Raw genomic sequence first — 14112 nt, forward strand, 5'->3', positions numbered from 1 at the left:
GGTTCAGATCTCCGCGTACATCCTGCCCGGATTGAAGATTCCGTGCGGGTCGAGTTGCGCCTTCAACTGGCGGTGATAGCGCAGCAGTGGCGAAGGCAGCGGGTGAAAAGGGCTGTCCTCCAGACCATGGCTGTAGCACATAGCGTGGCCACCGGCGGCGCTGGCAATGGCGCGGATCGTCGCGCTGTCGGCAGCGGATTTCAGCCAGCGCTGGGCGCCCGCCCAGTCGAGCAGTTGCTCGCCAGGCAGCTCCAGTACGCCGGTATTGTTGGGCACTGACAAGCGCCACAATGGCAGGCCGCTGGTGAAAAATTCCAGACGCTGGGCGTTCAGTTCCTGCCAATACGCCGGGTCGAATTGTTCGCCGCCCAGACGCTCGTGAGCCGCAGCCACCGAACCTTCGCCACCTTCCAGACGCAGGCGCAGCACGCGTCCGTCATGACTTGCGCCACTGATCGGAATCGGTTGCTGGCCCCATTCGGCCAGGCGCCGCAGGGCATGTTCGCTGTCCATTTCCAGGGCAATGCTGCTGCACAGGCGCGGCTTGGGCAGCACCTTGAGAGAAACTTCAGTGAGCACACCAAGGCAGCCAAAGCTGCCAGCCATCAAGCGCGACAGGTCATAACCGGCAACGTTTTTCATCACCTCGCCGCCGAAGCGCAAATGTTTGCCAAGCCCGGTAATCACTCGTGTGCCGAGCACGAAGTCGCGAACCGAGCCGGACCATGGACGACGCGGGCCAGACAACCCGGCGGCAACCATGCCGCCGACGGTGGCGTCGCCAAAGTCCGGCGGCTCGCAGGGCAGCATTTGCCCGGCCGCGTCCAGCGCGGCGGCCAGTTCGCTCAAGGGCGTACCGGCGCGCGCGGTGATCACCAGTTCGGTGGGGTCATAGCTGACGATGCCGCAATGGGCGCGTACATCGAGTATTTCCCCCGCGACTTCACGGCCGAGAAAAGCCTTGCTGCCGCCGCCCTGAATGCGCAGTGGCGTAGCTTTTTGCAGCGCCCGATTGACCTGTTCCAGCAGTTGCTCGCTGGTGTCCCGGCCTTGGAAGTTATTGTCGACAGCCATCAAAAACGCTCCAGTTCAGGGAAGGGCAGCTTGCCCATATGCACATGCATGGCACCGAATTCGGCGCAGCGATGCAGGGTCGGAATGTTCTTGCCGGGGTTAAGCATGCCGCCGGGATCGAATGCGGCTTTCACCGCATGAAACAAGGTCAGCTCATCGCTGTTGAACTGGGCGCACATCTGATTGATTTTTTCGCGGCCGACGCCGTGCTCCCCGGTAATGCTGCCGCCGACTTTCACGCAGAGTTCGAGGATCTTGCCGCCCAACGCCTCGGCGCGATCCAGTTCACCGGGTTGGTTGGCATCGAACAAAATCAGCGGGTGCATATTGCCGTCGCCCGCATGAAACACGTTGGCGACCCGCAGGCCATATTCTTCGGACAGCGCGGATATACCACGCAAAACGCCTGGTAATTCCCGACGGGGAATGGTGCCGTCCATGCAGTAATAGTCCGGCGACAGCCGCCCGACCGCCGGGAAGGCGTTCTTGCGTCCAGCCCAGAAGCGTACCCGTTCGGCCTCGTCTTTTGCCTGGCGCACCTCGGTGGCGCCAGCGTTGGTCAGCACTTCCCGGACCGTTGCGCAATCGTCATGAACATCGGCTTCGACGCCGTCCAGTTCGCACAACAGAATGGCTTCGGCGTCTACCGGATAACCGGCATGAATGAAATCCTCGGCGGCGCGGATGGCGAGGTTGTCCATCATTTCCAGCCCGCCAGGAATGATCCCGGCAGCAATGATATCGCCCACGGCGCGACCGGCCTTTTCTACCGAATCGAACGCTGCGAGCAGGACCCGGGCGACCTGAGGTTTGGGCAGCAACTTGACGGTGACTTCGGTGATGATGCCGAGCATGCCTTCCGAGCCGGTGAACAACGCCAGCAGGTCAAAGCCCGGCGAATCCAGCGCGTCGGAACCGAGCGTCATGTGTTCGCCCTCGACCGTGAGGATGTCCACCTTGAGCAGGTTGTGCACAGTCAGGCCGTATTTCAGGCAGTGCACGCCGCCCGCATTCTCTGCAACGTTGCCGCCGATGGAACAGGCAATCTGCGACGATGGGTCTGGCGCGTAATACAGGTCGAACGGCGCTGCGGCCTGGGAAATCGCCAGGTTGCGCACGCCTGGCTGCACGCGGGCCAAACGGGCTGCGGGGTCGATTTCGAGGATTTTGTTGAACCGCGCCATGACCAGCAACACGCCTTTTTCCAGTGGCAAGGCGCCACCGGAAAGTCCGGTACCTGCGCCACGAGCAACCACTGGCACGCGCCGCTGGTGACAGATTTTCAGCAGCGTCTGCACTTCTTCCAGATGGCGAGGCAGGGCGACCAGCATGGGCGTGGTGCGATAGGCCGACAGCCCGTCGCACTCATACGGACGCAACTCTTCGGGACGATGCAGGATGTCCAGGTCGGGCATTTGGCGTTGCAGATCTTGCAGCAAGCCTTGCTTGTCGATGACAGGCAGAACGCCGTCAACGCGTTCGTCGTAGAGAATATTCATGATGGGCTTCTGACCCTGAGTTGTTTTTATAGTGGGCTGTTCGATTGAATCAGGCAGTGAACGGCTGAGTTGCATCATTGGCCGTGCAGGGACTACTGTCTATCACCTAAAACAGTGGTCGAACCAGTTTTTTGCTTTGAGAGGTTTTAATAATTAAATAAAACCAAACAAAAACAATGGCTTGAAGTTGATCGCGCACTTTATCGGTTTTCGCGTATCAACTGGTCATACCAGTAGGTGTTGTATGAAAAACACTGCAAAACCACGAGCGCCACAAGTCGCGGACGTTGTTTGCGAGCGTATTGAGCGGTTGATCGTCGATGGCGTACTCAAGGTCGGGCAATTATTGCCCTCCGAAAGACGCCTCACGGAAAAGCTGGGTGTGTCGCGCACTGCCTTGCGCGAAGGCCTGAAACTGCTGCGCGCCCGAGGCATCATTGAAACGGAGCAGGGCAAGGGCTCGTTTGTCGCGCAGATGAACAGTCATCAGCAACCTTCGCCCTTGATGCACTTGTTCGGCTCGCAACCGCGCACGCTGTATGACCTGTTCGAAGTGCGCAGCCTGCTGGAAGGGGAGTCGGCGCGCCTGGCCGCGTTGCGCGGCACCGATGCCGATTTTGTCCTGATCACCCGCAGCTACGACGCGTTGGTCGCCGGCCATGGCAGTGATCTGGACGCGTCCGGCCATGCCCGTCTGGATCACGCGTTTCATCTGGCGATCTGCGAGGCGTCGCACAATCCGGTGCTGGTGCAGACCCTGCGCTCACTGACTGACTTGCTGCTCAATACGGTCTTCGCTTCGGTCAACAACCTCTATCACCGCGAACCCCAGAAACGCCAGATCGACCGCCACCACGCGCGGCTGTACAACGCCGTCACCGGTCGTCTGCCAGAGCAGGCACGCAAGGCGGCGGTCGCGCATATTCAAAGCATCTGCGAGAACCTGCGCGAGATCGAAAATGAGGAACAACGCCTGGTGCGGGCGACGTTACGGCTGGAAGGCTGGGTTTGAATTGCTCTGGTTTATTGGGGGTGGGGCTGAGGAAACCCGGTAGGAGGGGACTTGTCCCCGAAGAGGTCAGCGCAAACGCTGCAGAACGTCCTTGTCAGACCCGACGCATTCCCGGATAAATCCGGTCCCACACAGACTGCGTGAAAACTACTGCGCTCGGCAATACTGCGTTAAAAACAGGCGGAAAATACTCATTTAGAACACCTGGACTCCGCTTTTCCGTCTGTTTTTGCCTTGTCTTGCCTTCGCTCGTGACGTTTTCACACAGCCTGCACAGGACAGCGCATTCGACCCGATCCGTGTTCTCTTGACACTGCCTCGTCAATCCCGCAATTTACGCATTACGTAAACCGATTACGAAAAATAACAACAATGGTGTGATCTGCCGTGGACCTCTTTACTTACTACCGATCCACTTCAAGTTACCGGGTACGCATCGCGCTGGCCTTGAAGGGGCTGGACGTCACTGCGATCCCCGTCAACCTGATTCGCGACGGCGGCGAGCACCTCAAACCCGACTTCAAGGCCATCAATCCACAAGGTCGAGTGCCGGTGTTGCGCCTGGATAATGGTCGGGTGCTGACGCAATCTCCGGCGATCATCGAGTACCTTGAAGACCGCTATCCCGAGCCGCCGCTACTGGCTGCGGATATCGAGCTTCGTGCTGCTCAGCGGTCAGTCGCGGCATTGATTGCCTGCGATGTTCATCCGCTGCATAACGTTGCAGTGCTCAATCGCTTGCGCGGCCTTGGCCATGACGAAGACGATATCGGCGCCTGGATTGGCCACTGGATCAATCAGGGATTCGCTGCCGTCGAGGCAATGATCGGCGAGCAAGGTTACTGTTTTGGCGAGTCGCCGAGCCTGGCCGATGTGTACGTTCTGCCTCAGGTTTATGCCGCTCGACGTTTCAATGTTGACCTTGGCCCCTACCCGCGCATTGTCCGGGTCGAGCAAATGGCCCTGGAACATCGGGCATTCCAACAGGCGCATCCCGATGCGCAATCCGACAAGCCGGAGTAGTCTTGGCCTTATGAAAATTCTCGGCCTGCAACTGATCTTCGGTGATTTCCTCGCTCGCAGTGTGCGCGGAATTCCCTGCGCGCCGCCCGCTGGAAAGTGATCTGACCACCAGAATTCCACTTTCCTGCAAGGAGCCAGACCATGGCTGATCTATACGAAAACCCGATGGGCCTGATGGGCTTTGAATTCATTGAATTCGCCTCGCCAACCCCCGGTGCCCTGGAACCTGTGTTCCAGATCATGGGTTTCACCAAAGTCGCTACGCACCGCTCCAAGGATGTGACGCTATACCGTCAGGGCGGCATCAATATCATCCTCAACAACGAGCCGAACAGCGTTGCGTCCTACTTCGCGGCCGAGCATGGTCCATCGGTGTGTGGCATGGCGTTCCGGGTCAAGGATTCCCACAAAGCCTACAAGCGCGCGCTGGAGCTGGGCGCGCAACCGGTGGAAATTGCCACCGGCCCGATGGAGCTGAACTTGCCGGCGATCAAAGGCATTGGCGGCGCGCCGTTGTATCTGATCGACCGTTTTGGCGAAGGCACGTCGATCTATGACATCGACTTCAATTTCATCGAAGGCGTGGACCGTAATCCGGTCGGCGCGGGTCTGAAATTCATCGATCACCTGACGCATAACGTTTATCGCGGGCGCATGGCGTACTGGGCGAATTTCTACGAGAAACTGTTCAACTTCCGCGAGCTGCGCTACTTCGATATCAAGGGCGAATACACCGGCCTGACTTCCAAGGCCATGACTGCACCGGATGGCATGATCCGCATTCCGTTGAATGAAGAGTCCTCCAAGGGCGCGGGGCAGATCGAAGAGTTCCTGATGCAGTTCAACGGCGAGGGCATTCAGCATGTGGCGTTCTTCACCGACGACCTGATCAAGACCTGGGACGCCCTGAAAGCCATGGGCATGCGCTTCATGACCGCGCCGCCGGAAACCTACTACGAAATGCTCCAGGGGCGGCTGCCCGATCATGGCGAGCCGGAAGCTGAGCTCAAATCCCGAGGGATTTTGCTCGATGGAACGTCAGACGGCGGCGAGCGGCGTCTACTATTGCAGATTTTCTCGGAAACCCTGATGGGACCGGTGTTCTTCGAATTCATCCAGCGCAAGGGCGACGACGGCTTTGGCGAAGGCAACTTCAAGGCGCTGTTTGAATCCATCGAGCGTGATCAGATCAAGCGCGGCGTATTGACGGCGGATTAAATCCCGGACCAACAGGGTTTTGCCCACCCATCCTGGCGCTGATCACCTGCGCAGTCGCCCGTAAGCGTTGCGCGGCATCAGCCTGCACGGCACCGGTGAACACCGAGGCCGAACCGACCATGGTGATCACCCCGGCCAGCTTATTGCCAACGGTGAACAGTGGCGAGGACACGGCGTTGACGCCGGCCATCAACAAGCCATGAATCTGATGCACGCCCGTGGTCCGGATATCCTGCACATGCTGTTCTACCATCTGCCGTTGGCCAGTATTCAAGGCGGCCCATTCCTGTTGGTGCAAGCTGGCGGTTTCGCTGGCGTTGAGGAAGGTGTTGAACACCAGTCCGGTGGACGAACCGAGCAGTGGCAGCACCGAGCCGATCTGGGTCACCAGCGTCACCGCGCCGCTGGAAGGCTCGACATACACCACCGTCGGCCCCTTGTTGCCCCACACCGCCAGGAAACAGCTTTCGTTGAGCTCGTCACGCAGCGTTGCCAGATGCGGCGCGGTGATTTTCAGTACGTCCAGATGACCGACCGCCGCCAGCCCGACATACAACGCTTCGCGGCCCAGGCCGTAGTGATTGGTGACCGCGTCCTGTTCGGCAAAACCGCTGGCGATCAGTGCCTGTAAATAGCGATGCACCTTGCTGGCGGGCATACCAACGTGCTCGGCAAGCCGGGACAGCGAGGTCGACGGCGCCAGTTCAGCCAATGCCTTGAGGACACCCACGCCGACTTCGGCGGCTTGCACCTTTTGTTGGCGTCCGCTTGAGGGACTTTCGATTTCAACGGTCATTACACAGGTGCGCCGGTCTGGGAAGGCTGCTTTATAGCTTGACCCGGTTTCAAACTCAAATTACGTTATGCGTAATCGAATTACGTTTATTCGGTTTGGTATAACCTGAAGAAAACAATAAGAGGTCGAGATGTTCACGCATCCACACGCCGAGTCTCTGAATTACCTGACAGGTTTCGGTAACCAGTTCAGCAGTGAAGCGCTGCCCGGCGCCTTGCCGGTAGGTCAAAACTCCCCGCAAAAACATGCTCGGGGCCTGTACGCTGAATTGCTCTCCGGCACAGCATTCACCGTGCCCCGTGCTGAAGCGCGGCGTACCTGGCTGTATCGCATCAAACCTTCTGCCAGTCATCCTCGATATGAACGTCTGGAACAGCAGATCGACGGTCGGGAAATGGGCCAGATCACGCCCAATCGACTGCGCTGGAACGCTTTCGATCTGCCCACTCAGCCGACGGATTTCATCGATGGCCTGCACGTCATGGCCAGCACCGCTTCGGCGGAGCAGGCTGACGGCGTCAGCATTTACAACTACGTGGTCAATGCTTCGATGCAAAGGGCGTTCTTCAATGCTGACGGCGAATGGCTGATCGTGCCGCAACTGGGCCGCCTGCGCATCGTTACCGAGCTGGGTTTGCTGGACGTCGAGCCTCAGGAAATCGTCGTGCTGCCGCGTGGCATGAAATTCAGCGTACAGCTGCTGGACGACTGCGCCCGGGGCTATGTCTGTGAAAACCACGGCAGCGCGCTGCGTTTGCCGGATCTGGGCCCCATCGGCAGCAACGGTCTGGCTAACTCCCGGGATTTCCAGGTACCGGTTGCCTGGTTTGATGATCGCGACGAGCCAACGCTGCTGGTGCAGAAGTTCCTTGGCGAGCTATGGGGGACGCAGCTGGATCACTCGCCGTTCGACGTGGTGGGCTGGCATGGCAATAACGTGCCGTACAAATATGACCTGCGCCGTTTCAACACCATTGGCACGGTGAGTTTTGACCATCCCGATCCGTCGATTTTTACCGTGCTCACTGCGCCGGGTGCTGTGCATGGCCAAGCCAATATCGATTTCGTGATCTTCCCGCCGCGCTGGATGGTGGCGGAAAACACCTTCCGCCCGCCGTGGTTCCACCGCAATCTGATGAACGAATTCATGGGCCTGATCGACGGCGCCTACGATGCCAAGGCCGAAGGTTTTATGCCGGGCGGCGCGTCGCTGCACAACTGTATGAGCGCTCACGGGCCGGATAACGCCACGGCGGAAAAAGCCGTCGCCACGCTATTGCAGCCGCATAAGATCGAAAACACCATGGCCTTCATGTTCGAGACCGGCAAAGTGTTGCGCCCGAGCCGCTTCGCGCTGGAATGCCCGCAACTGCAACCCGACTACGACGCCTGCTGGACCGGCATGGCCAAGACTTTCAACAGGGAAATGCCGCAATGAATGCTTCTTCAAATACTCGCAGCTGGGTCGAGACCGCCAACGGCCACGCTGATTTCCCGTTGCAGAATCTGCCCTTGGGTGTGTTCAGTCGCCCAGGCTTGACCCCGCGCGGCGGCGTTGCCATCGGCGATTCGATTTTTGATCTGCAAGCGGCACTCCAGGCGGGTTATTTCAACGGTGCCCCACGAGCCGCCGCCGAGGCCGCCAGCCGCGATCAGTTGAATGATTTCTTCGCCCTCGGCACGAGTGCACGTCAGGCGTTGCGTCGTGAATTGCTGCATCTGCTGGATGAAAACAGCCCGCAACGTGCGCGCCTGCAAGCCGCAACCGCTGCGTTGTTGCACCCGATGAGCGAATGCCAGATGCATCTGCCGGCGCGGGTCGGCGATTACACCGATTTCTATGTCGGAATCCATCACGCCATGAACATCGGCAAGCTGTTCCGCCCCGACAACCCGCTGTTGCCCAACTATAAATATGTGCCGATTGCCTATCACGGCCGCGCCTCGACGCTGTGTGTCTCGGGCACGCCGGTCAAACGGCCCAACGGCCAGACACTGCCACCGGGCCAGGACATGCCGCAGTTTGGTCCCTGCAAGCGCCTGGATTACGAACTGGAAATGGGCGTGTGGATCGGGCCGGGCAATGCCAGCGGCGAGGCAATCGATATCGCCGAGGCGTCGCAACACATTGCCGGTTTATGTCTGCTCAACGACTGGTCGGCGCGGGATATCCAGGCTTGGGAATACCAGCCACTGGGTCCGTTTCTGTCGAAAAGCTTCGCCACAACGTTGTCGCCCTGGGTGGTGACGGCTGAAGCTCTTGCGCCATTCCGCAGCCCGCAACCCGCACGACCTGATGGCGATCCGCAGCCGCTGCCGTACCTGCTTGATGCAGCGGATCAACAGAACGGCGCGCTGGATATTGAACTGGAAGTCCTGCTGCTGACGCGGCAGATGAAGGAACAAGGCTTGCCCGCCGAGCGGCTGGCCCTGAGTAACACGCTGAATATGTACTGGACCCTGGCGCAGATGGTCACCCATCACAGCGTCAACGGCTGCAAATTGCAGCCGGGTGATGTGTTCGGCACCGGCACGTTGTCCGGCCCCCAAGTCGGGCAATTTGGCAGCCTCCTGGAAATGACCGAAGGCGGCAAAACTACCGTCACCTTGCCGAGCGGCGAGGAGCGACGCTTCCTTGAAGACGGCGATGAAGTGATCCTGCGCGCCCGCTGCAAGCGCGAAGGGCAGGTCTCCATCGGGTTTGGCGAATGTCGAGGTGTTGTGGTGGGCTGATGATGTGTGGGAGCGAGCTTGCTCGCGAACGGTGAGGTACCTTCAACGCATGCTTTAAGCTGAAATACAGCCTTCGCAAGCAAGCTTGCTCCCACAAATTGCTCAAACTTCTTAAAAGGCCGAAAACCCTTCAACCAACGATCCTTCACGCGGCAGGAATTTCCCCTGCCGTTCACCCTGAGCCTTGCCGTCGGCATAGCTCAATTGACCGTTGACCCACACGCCATCGATGCCTTCGGCAGCGCGCTGCGGGTCTTTGAAGTCCGCGATGTCGCGCACTGTTTCAGGGTCGAACAACACCAGGTCGGCCCAATAACCTTCGCGAATCAGCCCGCGTTCATGCAGCCCGAATCGCGCCGCAGAAAGCCCGGTCATCTTGTGCACGGCTGTGTGCAGCGGGAACAGGCCAAGATCGCGGCTGAAATGCCCGAGCACCCGCGGAAATGCGCCCCATAAACGTGGGTGCGGAAACGGGTCTTCCGGCAAGCCGTCGGAGCCGATCATCGACAGTGGATGACGCAGAATATTTTGTACGTCCTGTTCATCCATGCCGTAGTACACCGCACCTGCGGGTTGTAATTTACGGGCGGTGTCCTGCAACGAAAGATTCCACTCGGTGGCGATATCCTGCAAGTCGCGGCCGCCCTGATCCGGATGCGGCGTCGACCAAGTGATGGTGATGCGGAAAGCATCGGTGACTTGCTTCAGGTCCAACGTTGAAGAACTGGCGGCATACGGATAACAGTCACACCCGACGGGATGATCCAGCGCGGCTTTTTCCAGAGCCGCCAACACTTGCGGACTGCGCCCCCAGTTTCCCGCGCCGGCGCATTTCATGTGCGAGATCACCACCGGCGCCTTGGCGTGGCGGCCAATGGCGAAAGCCTCATCCATGGCTTCCAGCACCGGCTCGAACTCACTGCGCAAGTGGGTGGTGTAGACCGCCCCGAACGCGGTCAACTCTTCGGCCAACTGCTTGACCTCATCGGTTTCGGCCGAAAAAGCCGAAGCGTAGGCCAAACCGGTGGAAAGCCCGAGCGCACCGGCTTGCAGGCTGTCGCGCAGTTGCTCGCGCATGGCGCTGATTTCTTCGGCGCTGGCGGTGCGCAGCAGATCCGCCATGTGGTTGCTGCGCAGCGCCGTGTGGCCGATCAACGCGGCGACGTTCACTGCCGGACGGGCCTTGTCCACGGCGTTGCGGTAATCAATGAAGCGCGGATAGGCGAAAGCTTCGCGGGTGCCCAGCAGGTTCATCGGGTCGGGCGGGTCGCCCGCCAGCGTCACCGGCGCAGCGCTGATCCCGCAATTGCCGACGATCACGGTGGTGACGCCCTGAGTAATCTTCGGCAGCATCGCTGGCTTGCGAATCACCACGGTATCGTCATGGGTGTGCACGTCGATAAAGCCCGGCGCCAGGACGCGGCCCGCCGCATTGATTTCTTCGCTGGCGGACACGCCGTCGAGGCTGCCGATGCGCTGGATGCGTCCGTCACGAATGGCCACATCGGCGCGGAAGCCTGGGGTATCGCTGCCATCGATCACCAGTGCGTCGCGAATGATCAGGTCGTAAAGCATGATTCAGTCTCCAAGCGGCAAGCCATCTTCGCCGCCGCGGTAGTCATCGAGGGCGAGCTTGATCCGCCGCAGGCGTTCCTGATTTTCTTCAGGAGCGACCAAGGCCAGTTCAGTGGCCAGCACGTCGATGGTCAGCAGCATGCCGTAGCGCGCTGCCGTGGGTTTGTAGATGAAATTGGTTTCGGCGATTTGCAGGGGCAGCAGCACGTCGGCGAACTGCGCCAAAGGCGAATCGGGCAAGGTGATCGCCAGGATTTTCGTGCCATAGCTGCGCGCCAGCTTCACCGCTTCCAGCAGTTCCGGGGTGCGGCCGCTCAGCGAGCAGACGATAAGACTTTGCTCGGCGCCCAGCGTGGCGGCGATCAGGCGCATCATTACCGGATCACGACAGGCGGCGATGGGATAGCCGAGGCGTACCAGTCGGGTCTGCAATTCCTCGCTGCACAAACTCGAACAGCCGCCCATGCCAAACGCGTGGATCATCCGCGCGCCGCTCAACAGGCCAACAGCCGCTGCGAAGCGCGCTTCGTCGAAACCCGTCAGGTGCTGGCGCAGTGTCGATTCAATATCACTGACAATCTGGCTGAAAAAGGCCGATTGCTCGGGTGCGCGTTCCGGGTTCAGAAAGCGGCTGCCGACGCCAGTGGCCTGGGCCAGTTGCAGGCGCAGGTCGCGCAAATCACGGCAACCGATGCTGCGGGCGAACCGCGACAAGGTAGCGCTGCTGACTTCGGCCTGCGCTGCCAGATCTTCCAGGCTGGCACTGGCGGCGAAAGCCACATCGCTGAGGATCAGTTTGGCGATGCGTCCTTCACCGGCACTGAACGAGTCCTGGCGTGCGCGGATCTGGTAAAGAATGTCCACTCAGAGTACCTGCGCCAGAACCAGGGTGAAGGCGAACGCGATCACGGAAATCAGCGTCTCCAGCACCGTCCAGGTCTTGAAGGTTTGCGCCACGGTCATGTTGAAATACTCCTTGATAAGCCAGAAACCACCGTCGTTGACGTGGGAAAAAATCACCGAGCCTGCGCCGGTGGCCAATACCAACAGTTCCGGGTGCGGATAGCCAAGCCCCAGCGCGACGGGGGCGACAATACCTGATGCGGTGGTCATTGCCACCGTTGCCGAGCCGGTGGCGATGCGCATCAAGGCTGCAAACAACCAACCCATGAGCAACGGCGACAGGTGAAAATCCTGAGCCAGGCCGACGATTTGATTGGTCACACCACTGTCGACCAGAATCCGGTTCAAACCGCCACCCGCGCCGACCAACAGCGTAATGCTCGCGGTGGGTGCCAGGCATTCATTAGTGAACTTCAGGATCGAGTCGCGGCTGAAACCTTGCGCGATACCCAGCGTCCAGAAGCTCAATAACGTCGCCAGCAGCAGGGCGATCACCGAGTTGCCGATGAACAACAGGAAGCTGTTGAAACCGCTGCCCGGCGTGCTGATCAGGTTGGCCCAACCGCCCAGCAACATCAACACCACCGGCAGCAGAATCGTGGTCATGGTCAGGCCGAAGCTGGGCAGTTCCGCGCGCGGTTCACGGTCCAGAAACTGCTTGGCCAGCGGATTGTCGTCGGCCAGCTGAATGCGCGGCACGATGAACTTGGCGTAGAGCGGACCGGCGATAATCGCTGTCGGAATGCCGACCAGAATGGCGTAGAACAGCGTTTGCCCGACAGACGCCTGATACGCCAGCACCGCCAGCATCGCAGCCGGGTGCGGCGGCACCAAGGCGTGAACCACCGACAAGCCAGCGACCATCGGCAAGCCGACCATCAGAATCGACACCCCGACGCGGCGCGCCACAGTGAAGGCAATCGGCACCAACAGCACGAAGCCGACTTCGAAGAACAGCGGCAGGCCGACCAGGAATGCGATGCAAACCATGGCCCAGTGGGCATTGCGTTCGCCGAAGCGGTCGATCAACGTACGCGCCACCTGCTCGGCACCGCCTGATTCGGCCATCATTTTGCCAAGCATGGTGCCCAACGCCACCACCAGAGCGATGTGCCCCAGTGTTTTGCCGACGCCGCCTTCATAGGCCGCAACCACGCCGGTTGCAGGCATGCCGGCGACCAGTGCCAGGCCAATGGATATCAGCGTGATGACAATGAACGGATTAAGACGATAGCGCGCGATCAGGACAATCAGGGCGATGATCGCGACAGCAGCGTAAATCAGCAGCGACAGGCCAGAGGAGGGCGGCATACAGCGGTTCCTTGCTCAAGAGGGAGGTATGAAAAGCGCAGCGCAGTGGGGGCGTTAACCCATCAATGCAGCGGCGTTCCAGAAGATCTCGGCAGAGGTATCGCTAAACGCTCCCAGGACGGAGCAAAGGTGCAGCAGGTGCGAACACAGGTAATCATTATTGTTATCTCTGTTTTCGTTGTGAAATTAATTTACACGAAAACTTAAATATATATCAATAAATGAAAGTTAATTTCTTATGGTTAAGCCGTCAACGTGGGGCGTATTTCATTTCACCTGTGGGAGATCCCCTGTCGTCCAGACGCCGCGTTGTCGTGCAGCAAATACCGGCCCCGTTGGAGATTCTATGTTCGTGAGCAACCCCCAGACATGAAGTTTGGGGTGTACTCCGTTTGGTTTTTCATTAGGGCGAACATGACCCGCGCGAGCTTTCGGGCGAGGACTACCAGCGCTTGAGTGGGTTTGAACCCTCGGGCCAGGTAGCTTTGGTAATAAGGTTTCCAGGTTTCAGATCGACTGGCCGCCATTGAGCTAGTGTGCAACAGACGCCGGTACTCCGAGTCGCCCCGTTTGGAAAGACGTCGCTGTTGATCCTTTTGCCCTGAGCTTCTGACGCGCAGATCAAGCCCCAAAAAAGCGATAAACGCGTCGCTATTGGAAAAGTCACCTCGCAGAAAAGCGGTCGCCGTTGCCGTCGCAGTTAGCACTCCTACACCTTCTACGGCTTGGCACCGCTTCACGTGCTGTTGTATCCCCGCTTCTTCGACAAGGTCTTTCAGCGTCTTCTGGATCGCCTTTTCGAACTGATCAATTGATGCCAAAACCTCGCCGAACTGCTCGCTCAACTGGCTTTCATTTGCCCAGCTTTGTTTAATCGCCACACGATGTTGAATCAGTTTAGCGCGGCGGCGCAGCAAGCTTTTGAGCTTGGTATAGGCCTCTGGAGGTGGGCTCCAGACCCTCAAGCT

Annotated in this window: 12 protein-coding genes; 5 read left to right on the plus strand and 7 right to left on the minus strand. The window is 59.3% G+C overall.

The genetic code is table 11. The features are described from left to right. Positions 1–3 precede the first annotated feature (3 nt). Positions 4–1074 (minus strand): glycolate oxidase subunit GlcE, encoded by a 1071-nt coding sequence (gene glcE / locus ACP7E4_RS13245; RefSeq protein WP_426114260.1) that lies wholly within the window; start codon positions 1072–1074, stop codon positions 4–6. Further along, positions 1074–2573 (minus strand): glycolate oxidase subunit GlcD, encoded by a 1500-nt coding sequence (gene glcD / locus ACP7E4_RS13250; RefSeq protein ID WP_426114262.1) that lies wholly within the window; start codon positions 2571–2573, stop codon positions 1074–1076. The genes glcE and glcD overlap by 1 nt, the downstream gene beginning before the upstream one ends. Before the next feature lie 244 nt (positions 2574–2817). Here glcD and glcC point away from each other — a divergent pair, with 244 nt between their 5' ends. The 3 genes from glcC (at position 2818) to hppD (ending at position 5826) form a co-directional block, all read left to right on the plus strand. Then, complete coding sequence (glcC, locus tag ACP7E4_RS13255) at positions 2818–3585, plus strand: transcriptional regulator GlcC (protein ID WP_426114264.1); 768 nt, start codon at positions 2818–2820, stop codon at positions 3583–3585. A 387-nt stretch (positions 3586–3972) separates the two neighbouring features. Next, a complete protein-coding gene (maiA, locus tag ACP7E4_RS13260; RefSeq protein WP_426114266.1) occupies positions 3973–4608 on the plus strand; it encodes a maleylacetoacetate isomerase in 636 nt (211 codons plus the stop codon). Positions 4609–4749: 141 nt separating this feature from the next. Then, positions 4750–5826, plus strand: a complete 1077-nt coding sequence (gene hppD / locus ACP7E4_RS13265; RefSeq protein WP_426114268.1) for a 4-hydroxyphenylpyruvate dioxygenase — start codon at positions 4750–4752, stop codon at positions 5824–5826. On the opposite strand, the gene ACP7E4_RS13270 is transcribed toward hppD, so the two are convergent. Next, the gene (locus ACP7E4_RS13270) at positions 5798–6622 is read right to left on the minus strand and encodes an IclR family transcriptional regulator (RefSeq protein ID WP_426114270.1); all 825 of its coding nucleotides are present in this window, start codon (positions 6620–6622) and stop codon (positions 5798–5800) included. The two genes, hppD and ACP7E4_RS13270, sit on opposite strands and share 29 nt — an antisense overlap. A gap of 130 nt (positions 6623–6752) precedes the next feature. On the opposite strand from ACP7E4_RS13270, the gene hmgA reads away from it, so the two are divergent. Together hmgA and fahA are read left to right on the plus strand one after the other, a co-directional pair. Next, a complete protein-coding gene (gene hmgA / locus ACP7E4_RS13275; RefSeq protein WP_426114272.1) occupies positions 6753–8060 on the plus strand; it encodes a homogentisate 1,2-dioxygenase in 1308 nt (435 codons plus the stop codon). Continuing rightward, positions 8057–9355, plus strand: coding sequence for a fumarylacetoacetase (gene fahA, locus ACP7E4_RS13280; protein WP_426114274.1), 1299 nt, complete (start codon positions 8057–8059; stop codon positions 9353–9355). Before hmgA ends, fahA begins: the two co-directional genes overlap by 4 nt. A 111-nt stretch (positions 9356–9466) precedes the next feature. Here fahA and ACP7E4_RS13285 read toward each other — a convergent pair whose 3' ends face one another. From ACP7E4_RS13285 to ACP7E4_RS13300, 4 genes are all read right to left on the minus strand, one after another. Then, positions 9467–10930 (minus strand): N-acyl-D-amino-acid deacylase family protein, encoded by a 1464-nt coding sequence (locus tag ACP7E4_RS13285; protein WP_426114276.1) that lies wholly within the window; start codon positions 10928–10930, stop codon positions 9467–9469. A 3-nt stretch (positions 10931–10933) separates the two neighbouring features. After that, the gene (locus ACP7E4_RS13290) at positions 10934–11794 is read right to left on the minus strand and encodes a MurR/RpiR family transcriptional regulator (RefSeq protein ID WP_426114278.1); all 861 of its coding nucleotides are present in this window, start codon (positions 11792–11794) and stop codon (positions 10934–10936) included. Next, positions 11795–13144 (minus strand): GntP family permease, encoded by a 1350-nt coding sequence (locus ACP7E4_RS13295; protein WP_426114280.1) that lies wholly within the window; start codon positions 13142–13144, stop codon positions 11795–11797. Between the two features lie 344 nt (positions 13145–13488). Continuing rightward, the coding region (locus ACP7E4_RS13300; RefSeq protein ID WP_426114282.1) for a transposase at positions 13489–14112 on the minus strand (624 nt) is incomplete at its 5' end.

Origin of the sequence: Pseudomonas sp. DSP3-2-3 (assembly GCF_049898225.1) — a bacterium.
In the GTDB taxonomy this organism is placed as follows: Bacteria; Pseudomonadota; Gammaproteobacteria; order Pseudomonadales; family Pseudomonadaceae; genus Aquipseudomonas.